Genomic DNA, 17804 nt, shown 5'->3' with positions numbered 1-17804 from the left:
TGCCGGTGGTCCGATCCCGGTCCTGGTCCGGTCGCGGCGGCGCGTCACGTCCGCGTGCCTTCGTGAGCCGGCGGCCGGTCACACGTGTGACGACGGCCGGCCCGGGTAGCCGATACGCGGAGCACGAGGATTAGGAGCCAGATCATGAGCGACTTCCTGAGCAAGGCCGGCGACTTCGCCGACAAGCACGACGAGCAGGTCGACCAGGGGCTGGAGAAGGCCGGTGACGCGGTCGACCAGCGCACCGGCGGCAAGCACTCCGACCAGATCGACCGGGGCGTCGACGAGGCGCAGAAGCGCACCGGCGCCGGCGACACGAACGGATAGCGCGCGGCCGGGGGCACCGGACCGGTGCCCCCGGCTCAGCACACCTCGCACAGCTCCAGCACGGTCCGGACCGCCGGCTGGACCCGTACCAGAGCGGCCCGGACGCCCCGCGCCCGCGCCGCCGCGAGCACGTCCCGGAACGCCCGGGCACCGGCCGCGTCCAGCAGCGGCACGCCGGCCAGGTCCAGCGTCAGCACCGGCGGGTTCCCGCCGAGCGCGTCGCGCAGGCGGTGCCGCAGCTCGGCCGCGTTGTCCCGGTCGATCTCGCCGGTCACCCGCACCCGTACCTCACCGGAGCCGAGCGTGCACGACGTGATGCCCGGACGGGCGCCGTCCGGCGCGTACCCGGTCAGCACACCGTGACGCAGCCAGCCGAACGTACGGGTCAGCGCACGCGACACGGTCGCCGGCGGGACGTGCAGCCGGCCGGCGATCTCCGCCTCGGTCAGCTGCTCCCGGCAGCGCAGCGCCAGCAGACGCCGCTGCTGGGCCGGTAGCCGCCGGACCAGCGCCGGGATGCGGGCGGGTGCGGCGTGGGTACGGGTGTCCGCGGGCATGAGGCATCCTCACGAGATCGGTCCGCGGACACAGGGCGGAGACGGTCGGCTGCGCCGTAATGTCACCAGTGGTGAACGTTCTCAAACCCGCCGGTTTCCCTCGCCCCCGATCAGGGGACTGACCTCGCCGTCCGGGTCCGCTACGGCAAGGATGGGGCCGTGCCGAACATCGACTCCGAACGACTCACCGACAGCCTGCGCCGCCTCAGCGGAAGCGCCGGCACCGACCTCACCGCCGCCGTCGGCGAGACCGTCGACGCGGTCGTGACGCTGTTCCGGGTCGCGGGCAGCGGCCTGATGATCGCCGACGAGGAGAACACGCTGCACTACGTCGCCGCGAGCAATACGGCGAGCAAGGCGATGGAGGAGGTGCAGAGCAAGACCGGCGAGGGGCCGTGCGTGGCCGCGTTCGTGGACAACCAGGTGATCCGGGCGGCCGACATGCGCACGGATCCGCGCTGGCCCGGCGTCCGCGACGAGTTCCTGCGCCACGACGTGGTCGCGGTGCTCGGCGTCCCGGTCCGGCTGGACCGCACGCCGGTCGGCACGCTCGACGTCTTCGTCACCGGGCCGCACGAGTGGGACGACTCCGAGGCCGCGGCGCTGTCCCGCTACGCGGACGTCATCGGCGCCACGCTCGCCACCGCGCTCGCCGCTCAGCAGGCCGGTGACCTGGCCGGGCAGCTGCAGTACGCGCTGGACTACCGGATCGTGATCGAGCGTGCGGTCGGTTACCTGATGGCCCAGCGCCGCCTCGGCCCGGCCGCCGCGTTCGAACTGCTCCGCGGCACCGCCCGCGGCCGGCGGCGCAAGGTCGCCGAGGTCGCCCGCTTCCTGCTCGAGACGGGCGCGCTGCCGCCACCCCGGGTGTAGCCCGCCGGATCCGGGGAAAGCTCCGCGGAGTGCGGATCGTGGTGACGGGTGCGAGCGGCAACATCGGGTCCGCGGTGGTGGAGTGGCTCACCGCCCGGCCGGAGATCCGGCACGTGACCGGCATCGCCCGGCGCGTCCCGGCGGACCGGCACGGCATCGACTGGCGCGCGGTGGACGTGGGCACGCCCGGCGCGGCCGGCGCGCTGACCGGCGCGTTCACCGGAGCGGACGCGGTCGTGCACCTGGCCTGGCACATCGTGGCCGGTCACGACCGGGCGGCGCAGGCACGCACGAACCTGGACGGGTCGCGGGCCGTGCTCACCGCGCTGCGGCGCGCGCGGGTGCCGCACCTGGTCCACCTGTCGTCGGCCGCGGTCTACTCGCGCGGCGACGGCGGCACGCGGGTCACCGAGGACTGGCCGCGCCGCGGCGTGCCCGGTTCCACGTACAGCCAGGACAAGGTCGCGGTGGAGGACCTGCTCGACCGGCACGAGCGGGATCATCCACAGCTGCGGGTGGCCCGGGTCCGGCCGCTCGCGGTGGTGCAGCCGGCCGCGGCCCGTGACCTGGCCCGCCTGGCGCTGGGCCGGTCCGCGCCGCTGGCCCCGCTGGTCGGCCGCCTGCCGGTGCTGCCGCTGCCGCGCGCAACGATCACCCAGGTGTCCGCCGCCCAGGACGTCGCGGATCTGGTCGGGCGAATCCTGCTGGCCCGCGCCACCGGCGCGTTCAACGTGACCGACGAGCCCGCGATGCGCGCGCCCGTGCTGGCCCGGCTGATGGGTGGCCGGCACGTCCCGATCTCCCGCGGCACGCTCCGGCGCCTGCTCGGCGTGGCCTGGCGGCTGCGTCTGCAACCGCTCGACCCGTCCTGGGCCGACCTGCTGATCGACAGCCCGCTGCTGGACTGCACGCGCGCCCGTACCGAACTGGGCTGGCAGCCCCGCCACGACGGCCGCCTCACGCTGCTCGCCACCCGGCGTGCCGTGCGGACCGCGACGCCGCGTGCCGCCGGTTACCAAAAGGTGCCTTGAGCGGGAAAAAGTACCTTCTTCCCAGCTCCACGCCGATCTCTTACGGTTTCCCGGTAACCGAAAGAGAGTGAGCTTCCGATGGCTGTCACCCTGATCAACCCGGCTGGCCTGCCGGAGATCCCCGTCTACCACCACGTCTCCGTGGCCACCGGCTCCCGCTTCGTCCACATCGCCGGCCAGGTCTCCTGGGACGCCGACGGCACGAACATCGCGGTCGGCGACCTGACCGGCCAGGTCGAGCAGGCCTACGTCAACGTCGCCACCGCGCTCACCGCCGCCGGCGCCACCTTCGACGACGTCGTCAAGCTCGTCGTGCACGTCGTCGACTGGACCCCGGACAAGATGCCGCTGCTGCTCGACGGCATCGCCCGCGCCACCGCCCGCCTCGGCATCACCGCCACGCCGCCCGCGTCCCTGTTCGGCGTCGCCACGCTCGACGTACCGGAGCACCTGGTCGAGATCGAGGCCACCGCGATCACGGACTGACCGGCAGGGCCGCGGAGGCGGCCAGCCGGCGGTAGTACGCGTTGCGGCGCAGCAGGTCCTCATGGGTGCCACCGGCGACGACCCGGCCGCCGTCCAGCACCACGACCCGGTCGGCGCCGCGCACGGTGGAGAAGCGGTGTGCGATGACGATCAGCGCGCAGACCCGGGAGACGTCCCGAATCGTGTCGGCCAGCGCGCGCTCGCTGTCCGGGTCCAGGTGGGCGGTGGGCTCGTCGAGCAGGATGAGGCGGGGGCGGGTCAGCAGGCAGCGGGCGATCGCGACGCGCTGCCGCTGCCCGCCGGAGAGCAGCCGGCCGTGCTCACCGACGTCGGTGTCCAGCCCCCGGGGCAGCGCCGCGACCACGTCGGTCAGGCTGGTCAGCGCCAGCATGCGGTGCAGCTCGTCGTCGCCGACCGGGCCGCTGCCGTAGAGCAGGTTGTCGCGCAGCGTGCCGTGCAGCAGCGGGCAGTCCTGTTCCACCAGGCCGACGGTGGCGCGCAGCCGGCCGTACGGTATGGACGCGACGCTCTGCCCGTGCAGCAGCACCGCGCCACGGTCCGGGTCGTAGAACCGCTCGACCAGTGCGAAGATCGTGGACTTGCCGGCTCCGGAGGGTCCGATCAGTGCCAGGTGGCCACGCGCCGGCACCACCAGGTCGACGCCGCGCAGCACCGGCCGGTCCGGGTGATAGCCGAACCAGACGCCGCGCAGCTCCAGCACCGGCCCGGACGGCGCGTGCGGCCGGCCCGGCGCCGGGTCGTTCTCCCGGGGCAGCGCCAGCACCTCGTTGATCCGGTGCAGCGCGCCCGAACCCTGCTGGATGGCGGTCACCGCCAGGAAGATCTCCCCGATCGGCGCGGCCAGGTATGTCATCGCCAGCGTGAACGCCACCAGCTGACCGAGGCTGGTCTGCCCGGCCGCGACCCGGGTCGCGCCGATCAACAGCACCACCAGGAACGCGCCACTGACCGCGAGGTCGTTCGCCGGTCCGCTCACCGCGGCGAGGCGGGCCATCCGCACGTTCGCGTCCCGGGCGCGGCGCGCGACCGCGGCGGCTCGCGCGCTCTCGCACGCCTCGGCGCGGGCGGCCCGGACCGTGCGCATCGCGCCGAGCGCCCGCTCCAGGTCCGCGACCAGCGCTCCCTCCGCCTCCTGCGCGCCGCGCGAGGCGGTCCGCAGCCGCCGCACGATCGCCAGCAGCGCCGCCACCGCGATCCCGAACATCAGGCTGACCGCGACCAGCAGCCACGGATCCAGCCAGGCCAGCAGCGCCACGGTCCCGGCCAGGCCGGCCACGCCGGCGATACCGGAGCCCAGGCTCTGCGCGATGAGCGTGCGGACCACGGCCGTGTCGCCACCGGCGCGTGCGATCAGGTCACCGATCCGGTGCCGGTCCAGGTCACGGATCCGTACCCGCAGCAGATGACCGATCAGAGTACGGCGAAGCCGCAGCATCATGGCCTCGCCGGTGTGCGCCTGCACGTACCGGCCGAGCGCCATCGTGCCGGCCTGCGCCGCGAACAGCAGCACGAGCGCGCCGAGCACCGGCCACGGCACGGTGCCGGACGCGGCCGTGTCGACCGCGTCCCGGGCCAGGACCGGCTGCGCCAGCGCGAGCGCGGAACCGGCCAGGCTGAGCGTGGCCGCGGCCGCGATCGCGCGCCGGTGCCCCTCGGTGAGCCGCCGCACGTCCCGCCAGCGGGCCAGATCGGCACGCACGGGCGCTATCCGACCGAGTAGAGCAGCCGGAAGTAGTCGGCGGGGAACTCCTCGCCGACCGGCTCACCGTCCACCTGCACCCAGGCGTGCGCGGCGAACGGCGGCAGCCGCCGGACACCCACGCACCAGGTCGGCCAGGTGCCGCGGGCGCGGCAGAGCAGCGCGACCGCGATCGACCGGGGCAGGCAGCCCTCGCGCCCGGCGCAGTACAGGCTCGCCGTGGTCACCGCCCGGTGCGCGGCCAGCGCCTGGGCGGTGCCGGCCGGGCGGGCGCCGCGATGCAGCCGGCCCATCACCCACCGGACCCGGTCCGGGCGGCAGCGGGCCAGCATCCGGGCCACGGTCACGGCCGCGCGCGCCGCCCATCGCGTGACGAAGGGCAACGACCCCGGGTTGTACGGGATGGTCTCCGGCATGCTCATCGGCGCAGCAGCCCGGCCGTGCGGAGGGAGCCGACGAGTTCGGCCACGTCCGCGCTCGCGGTAGCCGGGTCCGCGCCGAACTGCGCGACGAGTGCCGCGGCCGCGGCCGCGCCGTCACCGCCGGAGTCCAGCGTCCGCACCACCAGCGCGGCCGTCGGGTTGAGCGTGTAGTAGGCGCCGGTGCGCTCGTCCAGCAGCACGACGCCGTAGTCGGTCTCGGTCATCAGGACGCCGCTGCGCAACGTGGTCGTCATCTCGGTCCTCCTCCGGCCGGAACGGCCGATTCCTCCAGCGAGCGCAGCCAGACCTCGCAGGCGAGAGTCTGGTGCAGCACGCCGATCTGCAGGTCGCCGGCGGGCGGGCGGGCGCACGCCGCCCGGAACGCGGCCGCGTCGATCAGCCCGAGCCGGGCCAGGCGGGAGTCGTCGCAGAGCGCCAGCAGGTCGCCGCGGTACCGGCGCAGGCCGCTCTCCTCCTCCACCATCGCGTTCGCCTTGGTGGCGCGGTCACGGCTGGCCTCCGGCACCACCCCGCGCATCGCCTCGACGATCAGTGGTTTGTACCGCCAGGGCGTGATCCGGTCCGCCGGATCGGTGCGCAGCGCGGCCTCGGCCACCCGGTCGTCGTAGTACGGCGCCGCGTAGTCCAGCCCCAGCGGCGCGGCCATCTGGCGCAGCTGCCGGGTGGTGCGGGACAGTGACCGGATGGCCTCCAGTTCCCGGTGCCGGCCCCGGGACGGCGCGAGCGGCTCCGCGTCCGTGGCCTCCGCGCGCAGCAGCGCACGGACGGCGGCGGCGGCGTCCGGCGTGGTCCACGGCGGCAGCCGCGGCGGGCTGCCCCAGTCGAGCAGCGGCTCACGCAGCGACGGCGGCGGTGCGGTGAGCTCGTCCCCGGTGCGGGCGAGCCAGGCCCGGTACGGCCGCCGGTCCGCGAGCTGGCGCAGCATCTCGCCGCGCGGCCAGCGGTACTTGGCCTCGAAGCCGCGCAGCGCGCGCCAGGAGAGCCGGGGCCGTCGGCGCAGCAGCGTGTGCAGGTGAGCGACGGAGCCGTAGAGCAGTTCGTCGCCGCCGATCCCGGTCAGGTGCAGCGTGGAGCCACGGTCCACGGCCATCCGCATGAGCGTCTTCCAGCGGTTCCGGTCCACCGTGGTCAGGCACGGCTCGTCCCAGTTCTCGCCCGGCCCGGTGAGCCCGTCGTAGGTCATCGGCATGCGTGCGGCGGGCACCAGGTGGTGCTCGATCCCGAGCGCCGCGACGGTGCGCTCGGCCCACCGCACGTCGTCGCCGAGCGGGTCGTGCACGTCGACCGTGTACGCCGCGACCGCGGTCCCGCCGCGGGTGACGGCGACGCTGCACACCGCGGTCGAGTCCAGGCCGCCCAGATCGGTGGTGACCAGCGGGCGCCCGGCGGTACGCACCCGCACCGCGTCGGTCAGCGCGTCACGCAGCCCGTCCGCGGCCGCCGCCATCGGGGTCACCGGCTCCGGCGGATTCCACCAGCGCCGGAATCCGACGCGGCCGGCGGTGTCGATCCGCGCCCACGACCCGGCCGGGACCGCGTCGATCCCGGCCCACACGGGCGTGCCGGCCAGCGGGTGGAGCGTCTGCGGGTCGAGCAGGTGCAGAGCCAGCCGGGTGAGGTCTAGGTCCGCGTCGTACAGCGCGGCGAGCACGTCGGCCCGGTCGGCGGCGAGCGGGGCCGGACCGGATCGGGTCACGAACGCGCGGCGCACCTCGGTCGCGCCGCCGCGCAGGTACGTCCCGGACCCGGCACGCACGATCACGTGATAGCTGCCGGGCGCGTCGAGCAGCGTGCCGTCGACCCGGCCGGTCGCCCGTACCCGCTCGGCGGCCCGGCGCGCGTCCTCGACGGGGACGAGGTGGGTGCCGGAGACCGCAACGGTGACGTCGCCGGCCGTGCCGACGGTCAGCCGCTCGACGGTCCACCTGCCGAGCAACCAGGGCCGCTCACCGGGATGGCCGACGATCCGGCCGGCGAACGGCCGCAACCGCTCGGCCGCGGCCGCGGTGGCCGGGCCGTCCGGGATCACGAGGAACCAGTCGGGCAGTCCGGCGATGTGACGGGGACGAAACATGGCGCTGGTCCTTCCTCCGCAGGGGCCGGGCGGCGGCACGGAGCCGCCGCCCGGTGTGCACCGTGATCAGAGGAGCTGCTTGCCGCCCAGCAGGTCCTTCGGGCCCTTGTTCCCGATGCCGGTCTCGGTGCGGAAGTCGCCCTGCGGGGTCAGCGTGGGCTTCTCGTAGGAAGGCATGACGCCACCTTTCGGTAATGGCTTTCGCCGTGGACGTACGAATCGCATCGGCCGATGCAATGGATTCGGTGCCACCGGATGCGCCGGCGGCCCCGATATCGTCGGATTTCAGCGGTGCCACCGCTTCCGACTGCGAAAACGTTATCGGTGGCGAATGGGTGTGGCAATGAGGCCGGCGCCTGTTCATTCCATGGTGGAGCGCCGTGGAAATTGCGCGGCAAAAGCAAATCAAATGGAATTACTCAAGACCGGAGAACGATGATCCGCCGAAAGGGGACGCTCACGCGTCGTACCGGGTACGGGAATTCTCGATGTGTGAGATGAAGCGCTGGGTCCAGTCGCACATGCCGTCGACGACCGCGCGGAGGGCGTCGCCGGCGTCGGTGAGCGTGTAGTCGACGCGGGGCGGGATCGTCGGGTGGACGGTGCGGGTGACCAGGCCGTTGCGCTCCAGCGTGCGCAGGTTCTGGGTGAGCATCTTGTGGCTGATGCCGCCGATCTCGTCGCGCAGCTCGCCGAAGCGCATGGTGCCACGCATGCCGAGGAACTCGATGATCAGCAGCGCCCACTTGTTCGCGATGTCGGAGAAGATCTCGCGCGCGAGCGAGTCGGCCCGGGCAAGGTCGGATTCGGGCGGCAGGGCGGCGATCTCGTGTCGGTTTCCCACCGGCTTACTCTCCATCAGCTCCCTGGTAACCGCAAGTGACCGCTGGACAGCGGGTTTATCCGGGTCGATGCTGGGCACGCGGGGCCGCGCCCCGACGTATTGGAGTGATCCCGTGACGACCCTCGTCCCGAAGCCCACCACGATCCAGGCCCGGCCGGGCCCGGTCCGCCCGGCGGTGCGCGGGTCGGCGCTGTCCCGGCTGCTGCGCACCACGGACGCGAAGCAGATCGGCATCATGTACCTGGTCACGTCGTTCGTGTTCTTCATGCTCGGCGGCCTGATGGCGCTGATCATGCGGGCCGAGCTGGCCCGGCCGGAGATGCAGTTCCTCAGCCCGGAGCAGTACAACCAGCTGTTCACCATGCACGGCACGATCATGCTGCTGTTCTTCGCGACGCCGGTGGTGTTCGCGTTCGCGAACTACGTGGTGCCGATCCAGATCGGCGCGCCCGACGTGGCGTTCCCGCGGCTGAACTCGTTCGCGTACTGGCTCTACCTGTTCGGCGGCATCATCGTGATGGGCGGGTTCATCACGCCGGGCGGCACGGCCGACTACGGCTGGACCGCGTACACGCCGCTGTCCGACGGCTCGCACTCGCCGGGGGTCGGCGCGAACCTGTGGATCACCGGCCTGGTGCTGTCCGGCCTCGGCACGATCCTCGGCGGCGTCAACATGATCACCACGATCCTGACGCTGCGCGCCCCCGGCATGACCATGTTCCGCATGCCGATCTTCACGTGGAACATCCTGGTCACCAGCCTGCTGGTGGTGCTGGTCTTCCCGTTCCTGGCGGCGGCGCTGCTGGCACTGGCGGCGGACCGGACGCTGGGCGCGCACGTCTACGACCCGGCGACGAACGGGCCGATGCTGTGGCAGCACCTGTTCTGGTTCTTCGGGCACCCCGAGGTGTACATCATCGCGCTGCCGTTCTTCGGGATCATCACCGAGGTCATCCCGGTGTTCAGCCGCAAGCCGGTGTTCGGCTACAAGGGACTGGTCGGTGCCACGCTGGTGATCGCGGCGCTGTCGATGAGCGTCTGGGCGCACCACATGTTCGCCACCGGGCAGGTGCTGCTGCCGTTCTTCAGCTTCCTCAGCTACCTGATCGCCGTACCGACCGGTCTGAAGTTCTTCTCCTGGATCGGCACGATGTGGCGCGGCCAGCTCACGTTCGAGTCGCCGATGCTGTTCGCGATCGGGTTCCTGGTCACGTTCCTGTTCGGCGGCCTGTCCGGGGTGCTGCTGGCGAGCCCGCCGGTGGACTTCCACACGCACGACACGTACTTCGTGGTCGCGCACTTCCACTACGTGCTGTTCGGCACGATCGTGTTCGCGGTGTTCTCCGGGATCTATTTCTGGTTCCCGAAGATGTTCGGCCGGATGCTCGACGAGCGGCTCGGCAAGCTGCACTTCTGGCTGACCTTCCTCGGCTTCCACGCCACCTTCCTGGTGCACCACTGGCTCGGCAACGAGGGCATGCCCCGGCGGTACGCGGACTACCAGATCCAGGACGGCTTCACGGCGCTGAACACGTTCTCCACCGTCGGCTCGTTCGTGCTCGGCCTGTCCACGCTGCCGTTCCTGTACAACTGCTGGCACTCCTACCGGGCGGGCAAGCTCGCCACCGTGGACGACCCGTGGGGGCACGGCAACAGCCTGGAGTGGGCGACCAGCAGCCCGCCGCCGCTGCGCAACTTCGACCGCATGCCGCGCATCCGGTCCGAGCGGCCGGCGTTCGACGCGAAGTTCCCGGAGCTGGCCGCCGGTCACCAGTCGGTCGAGGGCCCGCCGGAGGGCGGCGCGACGCCGGGGACTCCGGAGTCCCACGGCGGCGCGTCCTACAAGGACCACTGAGGCCGGTAGGCCCGGCCGAGGCCTACCGGGACCACTGACCCAGGCGGGTCCACAGCGAGGCGAGCGTGGCCGCGCCGGCGACGAGCACGTCCACCGAGGCGCGTTCGTCGCCGTCGTGCCAGCGGTCCTCCGGCAGCCCGGTGCCGAAGAACAGCACCGGTGCGCCGGTGGACCGGGACAGCAGCTCCGCGGGCCCGCCACCGGCGTTGCCCATCCGGCCGACCTCCGGCGTGCCGAAGCCGTCCCGCATCGCGTCCGCCAGCATCGCCACGGCCGGGTGGTCCTCCGGCGTCCGGTACGGCTCCTGCGCCAGCTCCTCCGCGATGGTCAGCTCGTACTCCACGCCCTCGTCGATCGTGTCCCGCACCCACCGGCGCAGCTGATCGGCGACCTCGGCGCAGACCTGGCCCGGCGCGGTACGGACCGTGATGCTCGCGGTCGCCACGGCCGGCACCGCACCGCGGGCCGGCCCGTCCGGGTCACCGGCGATCGCGGTCAGCACCTCCACGGCCGGGCGTGCCCACAGCCGCTCCAGCACCGTGAACCCCTCCTCGCCGCCGATGCTGCGCGTCTCCGTGCGGTCCAGCCAGTCCCGGTCCGAGTACGGCAGCGCGGCGAACGCGGCGGCGGGGTGCGCGGCCACCGTGTCGTAGAAGCCGGGCAGCGTCACCCGGCCCTTGTCGTCGTGCAGCCGGCCGATCAGCCGGGCCAGCGCGACCAGCGGGTTCGGTGCCGGGCCGGAGACCGCGCCGCTGTGCACGTCGCGCAACGGCCCGAACACCTCGATCTGCGCGTTCACCCCGCCGCGCATGGTCATGCAGATCGCCGGGTGGTCCCGGTGCCACAGCAGCGTGTCCGAGTAGACGATCAGGTCGGCCTCGATCCGGTGCTGCTCCAGCAGCTCGGCCAGGTGCGCCGAGCCGGTCTCCTCCTCGCCCTCGACGAGCCAGATCAGATTCACCGCGGGTACGTCTCGGTCGGCCAGATGCGCACGCAGGCCCCACAGATGCGCGATCACCTGCCCCTTCGCGTCCGAGGCGCCCCGGCCGTAGACGTACCCGTCGCGCAGCACCGGCCGGTACGCCGGCGTCTCCGCCCAGGTCTCCTCCTTGGCGGCGCGCACGTCGTGGTGGCTGTAGACCAGCACGGTCGGCGCACCCGGCGCCGCGCACCAGCGTGCGATCACGGCCGGTGCGCCGCCCGGGTCGGCGACCTCCACCTCCGGGAAGCCGATCTCCCGGAGCGCACCGGCCAGCCAGCGCGCGGACCGCTCCAGGTCGATCGCGTTCTCCGGCGTGCCGTGCACGGACGGCAGCCGGATCCACTCCATCAGGTTCGCGACGAGCGCGTCCCGGTTCACGTGCGCGTGCATCGCGTTCTCCCTCATCCGTTCACGGTCAGCCGGGCCAGCGCGGTCAGCGTCTCCGGCAGGCTCCCGGTGGTGCCCAGCAGCAGGCGCTGCCGGGCGGCCCCGGTGCCGAAGCGCCGCAGGCCGGACAGCGCGGTCAGTACCCACTGCAGGTCGCCGTGCCGGATCAGCGCCGGCGTCACGGCCGCGACCAGGTCGTCGACGAGTTCCCAGGCCGGGCGGGCACGCCCGGTCCGCAGGTCGAAGAGGTCGCCGTCCAGGCCTTCCCGGGCGGCCCGCCAGTGCGCCGCGTGCACCACGCAGTCCGCGATGTCCGGCACGTCCTCCTCCGGACCCGCCACGATCGTGGCGACCAGCGCCCGCAGCAGCGCGGCGATCAGCACGGTGTCCCGCGCGGTGGCGCAGACGTCGCCGACCCGGATCTCCACCGTGGGGTAGCGGTCGGAGAGCCGGGCGTACCAGAAGACCATCCCGCGGTCGATCATCGCGCCGGACTCGACCAGGGCGGCCACGGTCGCGTCGTACTCCGCGGCCGAGCCGAACACCGGGGTCGGCCCGATCGTCGGCCAGCGCTGGATCCGCACGCCGCGCCAGCTCGCATGCCCGGTGTCCGCGCCGTCGAAGAACGGCGAGTTCGCGGTTATCGCCTGGATCAGCGGCAGCCAGACGCGCAGGTGCGCGCAGACCCGCACGGCCACCTCTCGATCCGGCACGCCGACGTGCACGTGCAGGCCGCACAGCGCCGGTTCGCGGGCGATCGCGCCGAACCGCGCCGCCATGGTCCGGTAGCGCTCGCCCTCCGGGACCGACAGGTCCGGCTCGCGGACCGGCGTGGCGCCGATCGCGGTCAGCTGCGCGCCGAGCCCGCGCGCGGCCAGCGCGGCCGCCCGCCGGTGCCGCCGCAGGTGGTAGGAGAGCTCGGCGAGCTGGGTGCAGACCGGCGTGACCATCTCCACCATGCTGCGCCGGAACTCCGGCTGGCCGAACGCGCGCACGGTGTCCGGCAGCGCTGCCCGCACCAGGTCCGCGATCGGCGCGTTCTCGCCGGTGTGCGGGTCGAGCAGCAGGAACTCCTCCTCCACGCCGAGCGTGGGCGTGACCGGCTCGGCGGTCAGCATGCCGGGCGCGGCGCCCGGCAGCGTGTCGCTCATCAGGTGCCGGCCCCGGTGCGAAGGGGCAGCGTGACCGTGGCGCCGCGGCCGATCGGCTGTACCCCGGCCAGGCCACGGTCCCGGGCCGCCGCGAAGTAGTCGCTGGCCGGTGAGGTGAAGACGGTGAAGTCCTCGTGGTGGATCGGCAGCGTCAGCCGCGGCCGGATCACCTCGGTCAGGTCCGCGCCCTGCCGGGCGTCCATGGTCAGCAGCATGCCGAGCAGCCGGGTGCCGCCCAGGTGGATCAGCATCGCGTCGATGTCACCGCACCGCCGCGGCACCTCGGCCAGCATCGGGCGGTGCAGCGTGTCCCCGGTGACGTAGAGGCGCAGCCGGCAGACCTCGTCCTCGAACAATTCGACCACCGAGCCCATCACGTCCGGCAGCAGCCGGTCGACCACGCCGGGACCGTGCCGGCCGGGCACCGCGGTCACCCGCAGCCGCTGCCGGCCCTGTGACATGTCGTGGTTCTCCCAGGTCGGCAGCCCGTGCGCGGCCGGGAACCGCTTGCGGCGCAGCTTCTTCCCGGCCTGCGGCGTGGTGAGGATCGGCAGGTCAGGTGCCAGCCCGCGGCCGGCCGCGCTGTCGAAGTGGTCGGAGTGCAGGTGCGACAGCAGCACGGCGTGCAGCGGCGGCAGTTCGCCCAGCCCGATGGCCGGGTCCAGTACGCGCTTGGTCCACGCGCCGTAGCCGAGGTGGTAGCGACTGCCGGCCGGCCGGAACGCCGGGTCGGTCAGCAGCGTGAAGCCGCCGAGCCGCAGCAGCGTCGTGGCGTTGCCGATGTACGTCACGCTCGCCTGGATGGTCATGGTCAGGACCATTCCGAGCGGGAGGCGGTCAGCACGACCACGGCCAGGCGCTCCGCGTGCCGGTACGCCTCGCCGTCCAGCTCCTCGTCGTACACGTCCGGGTCCACCTCCCGGTAGGACCAGGTCAGGTCGGTGTTCTCCAGGCGTTCCGCGGCCGCGGCCCGCAGCGGGTCCTGACCGTCGACGATGCCGGCGCCGCTGAACAGCACCAGCGAGCCGCCCGGGTCGAGGCGCTCCACGGCCGCGTCGATGATCGACAGGGACAGGTCGTGTCCGCCGGAGCCGCCGCCGTCCCGGTACGCCCGCCCGGCCGGGTCGATCATGAACGGCGGGTTCGAGATGATCAGGTCGAACGTACCGTCGATGTCCTTGAGCAGGTTGCTGTGGCAGGCGCGGACGCTGCGCGCGTCCGCGAGCGCGGTGTTCACCCGGGTGTACTCCAGCGCGGTGTCGTTGATGTCGACCGCGAACACCTCCGCGGCCGGTGCCCGCTTCGCCACCGTGATCGCGCCGGCACCGGTGCCGCAGCCGATGTCCACGGCCCGCCGCACCGGCCGGCGCCGGTGCATGACGTGCGCGGCCGCGGCCTCCGCCATCCGGTACGTGTCCGGGCCGAAGAACACCGACTCCGCGTCCGTGGTCGGGAACGCGGAGTGCACGAACAGCTCGTCGTCGTACGTGGAGAAGCGCACCCGGCTGCGCCACTCGTCGCCGTCCCGGTCCAGCACGTCCGCCGCGTCCATCAGGTCCACGATGTCGTCCGGCAGCACGCCCGGGCCGAACGGCCGGCTCCAGCCGAAGACGCCGCGCAGGTCCGTGGCGCGCGCGTTCTCCGGGCGGCGATTGACCCGCTCGTGCGTGGCGGGCGTGACGGTGGTGAACGCGTATCCGGCCGCCTTCAGCGCGGCCCCGAGGCTCAGCAGGTGTTCGGGCTTGGTCATCGGCCCGGGATGCCCCACGATGCCCCGTTCAATCGTGTGTTTTGCGCTCCGGTTTGCCGCCGGTCCGCCGGGGCATCCGGTACCACATGGACCTCGCTGGCACGACCGTACGCGCGCTGCTGACCGCGACGGTGCTGACGCTGCTGAGCGGCTGTGTGGTGGTCACCTCCGGTGGGTTCGAGGAGCCGCCGCGGCAGCCGGGCAACGCCGGGGACGGGTTCGGCGCGACCGGCGCACCGGTCTCCCCGGACGAGGCGAACCGCACCGCCGAGAGCGCGCTGACCGACGTCGAGCGCTTCTGGAGCGGCGCGTACCCGCAGCTGGCCGGCGGTGCCGCGTTCCAGCCCGTGCGCGGCGGCCACCACCCGTACACCCGCAACGACCCGCCGCCGGCCTGCGGGGACGCGCCGGGGGAGTACCAGCCGAACGCGTTCTACTGCCCGGCCGGTGACTTCATCGCGTGGGACGCCGAGGTGCTGCTGCCGCAGCTGCACGCGGACTTCGGCGCGCTGCTGACCGGCGTGGTGCTGGCCCACGAGTACGGCCACGGCGTCCAGGCCCGGCTCGGCGTCACCGATGCGCCGACCGTGGTGCTCGAGCAGCAGGCCGACTGCTACGCCGGTGCCTGGGTCGCCGACGTGATCGCCGGGCGGTCCACCGGCTTCGCGGCGCCGTCCGCGCAGCAGCTGGACGACACCGTCGCCGGGATCCTCCAGCTGCGCGACGAGCCGGGCACGTCCGCGACGAACCCGCAGGCGCACGGCAACGCGTTCGACCGGATCCGCGCGTTCCAGGACGGCGTGGAGGAGGGCGTGCGCCGGTGCGCGGCGTACGACGCGGAGAACCTGCCGATCACCGAGGTGCCGTTCACCAGCGCGCAGGAGGCGGCGACCGGCGGCGACCTGCCGTACACCCAGACGATCGAGCTGCTCGGCACGGACGTGCAGGAGTACTGGGCGCGCGCGTACCCGCGGATCGCCGGTGGCGCGGCCTGGACGCCGCTGCGCATCGTGCCGTTCGACGGCGAGGCGCCGGCCTGCGACGGCCGGACCGCGCCGGACGGCGCCGGCAGCCTCGACGGCCAGGCGTTCTACTGCCCGTCCGGCGCGTTCGTGGCGTTCGACGACACCCGGCTCGGCCCGGCGCTGCACCAGCGGATCGGCGACAACGCGCTCGGCATGCTGCTCGGCGGCCTGTTCGCGCAGGCCGCGCAGGAGCGCCGCGGCGGGTCCAGCACCGACCGGGACGGCCGGCTGACCACGGACTGCCTGGCCGGGACCTGGACGAACGACCTGCTGACCCGCGGCGCGGACAGCGACGTCAGGCTCTCCCCGGGCGACCTGGACGAGGCGGTCACCGCGCTGCTCACGCTCGGCCGGTCGGCGCAGAACGCGAGTGCGGGCGCGTTCGACCGGATCGCCGAGTTCCGCGACGGCACACTGGAGGGCCTGCCCGCCTGCGTTCCGTGAGATTCGGTGAAAAATGACCCGGTTGGGAGCGCCGTACCGGGGAAGCCAGGCTTTCCCCCGTTCATGATCCCATTCGGAGGACTGCCGTGAGCAGCACCGTAATCGTGGAAGACCTCGCCCTCGACGAGGACACCCGGGCCACCCAGGCCCTCGCCGCGTTCACCGCGCTCCAGGACGGCGACCGGCGACGCCCGCAGGCCCGGCAGCGGGCGATCGAGGCGTGGCTGCCGATGGCGAACCGGCTGGCCCGGCGTTTCTCCGGCCGTGGCGCGGCCGACGAGGACCTGCGCCAGGTCGCGGCCGTCGGCCTGATCAAGGCGATCGACCGGTACGACCCGGAGGCCGGCGAGTTCGTCGGTTTCGCGGTCCCGACCGTGCTCGGTGAGCTGCGCCGCTACTTCCGGGACCGCACCTGGTCGGTCCGGGTGCCGCGCCGGGTGCAGGAGATGCGGCTGGCCATCATCGACGCGGCCACGACGCTCACCCAGTCGCTCGGCCGCAGCCCGACCGTGCCGGAGCTGGCCGCCCACCTGCGGGTCACCGAGGAGCAGGTGATCGAGGGCATCGAGGGTGCGCAGGCGTACTCCGCGGTCTCGCTCTCCCGCCCGGTCGCCGACGACGGCGACAGCAAGGAGCTCGGTGACCTGCTCGGCGGCGACGACCCGGGCTTCGAGCTGACCGAGTCGCTGCTCGACCTCGGGCCGGCGCTGCGCGCGCTCACCCCGCGGGAACGCGAGATCATCTCACTGCGCTTCTACCAGGAGTGGACGCAGGCCCGGATCGGCGCGCACCTGGGCATCTCCCAGATGCACGTGTCCCGGTTGCTGCAGCGCGCGCTCACCACGCTGAGGAGCCATATGCAGGCATCGTGAGCCGGAACGCCAGGGGCCGGGACCGCCGAACGTGGCGGTCCCGGCCCCTGGCGCGGAGAGCGATGCTCAGGTCAGAGCGTCCTTGATGGTGCCGATGAGGCCGCCACCGGTGGGCGGCGGCGTGCCGTAGAGGCGCGGGTCGCCCGGCGGCAGGATCGGCTCGGGTGCGTGCGCCCGCGGCTGCGGCTCGTACGAGAACGTGCCCTTGCCGTCCGGGGCCGGCCCGCTCGCCCAGCGGCCCTCCGCGGACTCCTCACCGGCCGAGAAGTTGAGCATCCGGTACGCGAACTCGTTCTCCTGCTCCGCGTCCGGGTACGCCTCCGGAACCGGCATGTCCTCCAGGCCGTCTGCCTTGAGCTGCTCGATCGCGGCCGACCACATGTTCTGGTGCATGTGGTCGCGGGCCAGCAGGAAGCGCAGCATCTGCTTGACGCCCGGGTCGTCGGTCATGTGGTACAGCCGGGCCACCTGCAGCCGGCCCTGCGCCTCGGCGGTCACGTTGAGCTGGAAGTCCGCCATCAGGTTGCCGCTGGCCGTGATGTAGGAGCCGTTCCACGGCACGCCGTTGCTGTCCACCGGCAGCGGCCCGCCACCGGCGTGGATGAACTGGGCCGGGTTCTGTCCGCTGTAGATCGCGGACAGCATCGGGTTGTCCTCGGCCGCGGCCTCGTGCAGATTCTGCGGCGCGCCCTCCAGCAGGCGGGCGATCATCGTGCAGATCATCTCGACGTGGCCCATCTCCTCGGTGCCGACGTCGAGCAGCAGGTCCTTGTACTTGCCGGGCAGCCGGCAGGTCCAGCCCTGGAACAGGTACTGGTTGGCCACGGTCAGCTCGCCCCACTTGCCGCCGAGCACCTCCTGCAGCCGCCGGGCGAAGAGCGCGTCGGGACCGTCCGGCTTCGCCTCGAACTGCAGATCTTTGACGTGACTGAACACGGTGGATCCTCCCTGTCGAGTGGTTACGGGAGGACGAGTGCCCGGGT

At 73.1% G+C, this 17804-nt stretch carries 19 protein-coding genes; 7 read left to right on the top strand and 12 right to left on the bottom strand.

Translation table 11 applies throughout. The annotated features are described in order from the left end of the window. The first annotated feature begins 144 nt into the window (after positions 1-144). A complete protein-coding gene (locus J2S42_RS07430; RefSeq protein WP_307236605.1) occupies positions 145-327 on the top strand; it encodes an antitoxin in 183 nt (60 codons plus the stop codon). Between the two features lie 35 nt (positions 328-362). Here the strand turns inward: J2S42_RS07430 and J2S42_RS07425 are convergent, their stop codons facing one another. Then, positions 363-884 (bottom strand): STAS domain-containing protein, encoded by a 522-nt coding sequence (locus J2S42_RS07425; RefSeq protein WP_307236602.1) that lies wholly within the window; start codon positions 882-884, stop codon positions 363-365. A 159-nt stretch (positions 885-1043) separates the two neighbouring features. Between J2S42_RS07425 and J2S42_RS07420 the strand changes: the two genes are divergently transcribed. The 3 genes from J2S42_RS07420 to J2S42_RS07410 all read left to right on the top strand — a co-directional run bounded on the left by J2S42_RS07420 (position 1044) and on the right by J2S42_RS07410 (position 3274). Beyond that, a complete protein-coding gene (locus J2S42_RS07420; RefSeq protein ID WP_307236599.1) occupies positions 1044-1757 on the top strand; it encodes a GAF and ANTAR domain-containing protein in 714 nt (237 codons plus the stop codon). A gap of 38 nt (positions 1758-1795) precedes the next feature. Beyond that, complete coding sequence (locus tag J2S42_RS07415; RefSeq protein WP_307236597.1) at positions 1796-2788, top strand: NAD-dependent epimerase/dehydratase family protein; 993 nt, start codon at positions 1796-1798, stop codon at positions 2786-2788. A 78-nt stretch (positions 2789-2866) separates the two neighbouring features. Further along, a complete protein-coding gene (locus J2S42_RS07410; RefSeq protein ID WP_307236594.1) occupies positions 2867-3274 on the top strand; it encodes a Rid family hydrolase in 408 nt (135 codons plus the stop codon). On the opposite strand, the gene J2S42_RS07405 is transcribed toward J2S42_RS07410, so the two are convergent. From J2S42_RS07405 to J2S42_RS07380, 6 genes are all read right to left on the bottom strand, one after another. Further along, positions 3264-4994 (bottom strand): ABC transporter ATP-binding protein, encoded by a 1731-nt coding sequence (locus J2S42_RS07405; RefSeq protein WP_307236591.1) that lies wholly within the window; start codon positions 4992-4994, stop codon positions 3264-3266. The genes J2S42_RS07410 and J2S42_RS07405 overlap by 11 nt on opposite strands. Positions 4995-4999: 5 nt before the next feature. Beyond that, a complete protein-coding gene (locus tag J2S42_RS07400) occupies positions 5000-5416 on the bottom strand; it encodes a lasso peptide biosynthesis B2 protein (protein WP_307236588.1) in 417 nt (138 codons plus the stop codon). Next, positions 5413-5670: a lasso peptide biosynthesis PqqD family chaperone gene (locus tag J2S42_RS07395; RefSeq protein WP_307236585.1), complete on the bottom strand. Its 258-nt coding sequence runs from the start codon at positions 5668-5670 to the stop codon at positions 5413-5415. Before J2S42_RS07395 ends, J2S42_RS07400 begins: the two co-directional genes overlap by 4 nt. Then, positions 5667-7511, bottom strand: coding sequence for an asparagine synthase-related protein (locus J2S42_RS07390; protein ID WP_307236582.1), 1845 nt, complete (start codon positions 7509-7511; stop codon positions 5667-5669). Before J2S42_RS07390 ends, J2S42_RS07395 begins: the two co-directional genes overlap by 4 nt. A 66-nt stretch (positions 7512-7577) precedes the next feature. Continuing rightward, positions 7578-7688, bottom strand: coding sequence for a keywimysin-related RiPP (locus J2S42_RS07385; protein ID WP_307236579.1), 111 nt, complete (start codon positions 7686-7688; stop codon positions 7578-7580). Positions 7689-7968: 280 nt separating this feature from the next. Continuing rightward, a complete protein-coding gene (locus tag J2S42_RS07380) occupies positions 7969-8355 on the bottom strand; it encodes a winged helix-turn-helix transcriptional regulator (RefSeq protein ID WP_307236575.1) in 387 nt (128 codons plus the stop codon). 112 nt (positions 8356-8467) lie between these two features. Between J2S42_RS07380 and ctaD the strand changes: the two genes are divergently transcribed. Further along, entirely contained in the window at positions 8468-10210 is a 1743-nt protein-coding gene (ctaD, locus tag J2S42_RS07375) for an aa3-type cytochrome oxidase subunit I (RefSeq protein ID WP_307236572.1), read from the top strand. 22 nt (positions 10211-10232) lie between these two features. Here the strand turns inward: ctaD and J2S42_RS07370 are convergent, their stop codons facing one another. The 4 genes from J2S42_RS07370 to J2S42_RS07355 are packed head-to-tail and all read right to left on the bottom strand — an operon-like array spanning position 10233 to position 14480. Next, the gene (locus J2S42_RS07370) at positions 10233-11597 is read right to left on the bottom strand and encodes a M20/M25/M40 family metallo-hydrolase (RefSeq protein ID WP_307236570.1); all 1365 of its coding nucleotides are present in this window, start codon (positions 11595-11597) and stop codon (positions 10233-10235) included. Further along, a complete protein-coding gene (locus tag J2S42_RS07365) occupies positions 11594-12697 on the bottom strand; it encodes a carboxylate-amine ligase (protein ID WP_307248651.1) in 1104 nt (367 codons plus the stop codon). Before J2S42_RS07365 ends, J2S42_RS07370 begins: the two co-directional genes overlap by 4 nt. A 32-nt stretch (positions 12698-12729) precedes the next feature. After that, positions 12730-13539 carry an MBL fold metallo-hydrolase gene (locus tag J2S42_RS07360; protein WP_307236567.1) on the bottom strand — a complete coding sequence of 270 codons (810 nt, stop codon included), beginning with the start codon at positions 13537-13539 and terminating at the stop codon, positions 12730-12732. A 2-nt stretch (positions 13540-13541) separates the two neighbouring features. Further along, positions 13542-14480, bottom strand: a complete 939-nt coding sequence (locus tag J2S42_RS07355; RefSeq protein ID WP_307236562.1) for a methyltransferase — start codon at positions 14478-14480, stop codon at positions 13542-13544. 86 nt (positions 14481-14566) lie between these two features. On the opposite strand from J2S42_RS07355, the gene J2S42_RS07350 reads away from it, so the two are divergent. Next, positions 14567-15949, top strand: a complete 1383-nt coding sequence (locus tag J2S42_RS07350) for a neutral zinc metallopeptidase (protein ID WP_307236560.1) — start codon at positions 14567-14569, stop codon at positions 15947-15949. An 86-nt stretch (positions 15950-16035) separates the two neighbouring features. After that, positions 16036-16821: a SigB/SigF/SigG family RNA polymerase sigma factor gene (locus J2S42_RS07345; protein ID WP_307236555.1), complete on the top strand. Its 786-nt coding sequence runs from the start codon at positions 16036-16038 to the stop codon at positions 16819-16821. Positions 16822-16887: 66 nt separating this feature from the next. Here the strand turns inward: J2S42_RS07345 and J2S42_RS07340 are convergent, their stop codons facing one another. After that, positions 16888-17757, bottom strand: a complete 870-nt coding sequence (locus tag J2S42_RS07340) for a manganese catalase (RefSeq protein WP_307236551.1) — start codon at positions 17755-17757, stop codon at positions 16888-16890. Between the last annotated feature and the right edge of the window lie 47 nt (positions 17758-17804).

This window comes from Catenuloplanes indicus, assembly GCF_030813715.1.
Lineage (GTDB): Bacteria > Actinomycetota > Actinomycetes > Mycobacteriales > Micromonosporaceae > Catenuloplanes > Catenuloplanes indicus.
This window is presented reverse-complemented; position numbering and strand designations above follow the sequence as displayed.

Coding starts and splice junctions, on each gene's coding strand:
- J2S42_RS07350 (WP_307236560.1), top strand. CDS start 14,567: ATGGACCTCGCTGGCACGACCGTACGCGCGCTGCTGACCGCGACGGTG.
- J2S42_RS07430 (WP_307236605.1), top strand. CDS start 145: ATGAGCGACTTCCTGAGCAAGGCCGGCGACTTCGCCGACAAGCACGAC.
- J2S42_RS07390 (WP_307236582.1), bottom strand. CDS start 7,511: ATGTTTCGTCCCCGTCACATCGCCGGACTGCCCGACTGGTTCCTCGTG.
- J2S42_RS07360 (WP_307236567.1), bottom strand. CDS start 13,539: ATGACCATCCAGGCGAGCGTGACGTACATCGGCAACGCCACGACGCTG.
- J2S42_RS07370 (WP_307236570.1), bottom strand. CDS start 11,597: ATGAGGGAGAACGCGATGCACGCGCACGTGAACCGGGACGCGCTCGTC.
- J2S42_RS07425 (WP_307236602.1), bottom strand. CDS start 884: ATGCCCGCGGACACCCGTACCCACGCCGCACCCGCCCGCATCCCGGCG.
- J2S42_RS07365 (WP_307248651.1), bottom strand. CDS start 12,697: ATGCTGACCGCCGAGCCGGTCACGCCCACGCTCGGCGTGGAGGAGGAG.
- J2S42_RS07385 (WP_307236579.1), bottom strand. CDS start 7,688: ATGCCTTCCTACGAGAAGCCCACGCTGACCCCGCAGGGCGACTTCCGC.
- J2S42_RS07400 (WP_307236588.1), bottom strand. CDS start 5,416: ATGAGCATGCCGGAGACCATCCCGTACAACCCGGGGTCGTTGCCCTTC.
- J2S42_RS07395 (WP_307236585.1), bottom strand. CDS start 5,670: ATGACGACCACGTTGCGCAGCGGCGTCCTGATGACCGAGACCGACTAC.
- J2S42_RS07355 (WP_307236562.1), bottom strand. CDS start 14,480: ATGACCAAGCCCGAACACCTGCTGAGCCTCGGGGCCGCGCTGAAGGCG.
- J2S42_RS07410 (WP_307236594.1), top strand. CDS start 2,867: ATGGCTGTCACCCTGATCAACCCGGCTGGCCTGCCGGAGATCCCCGTC.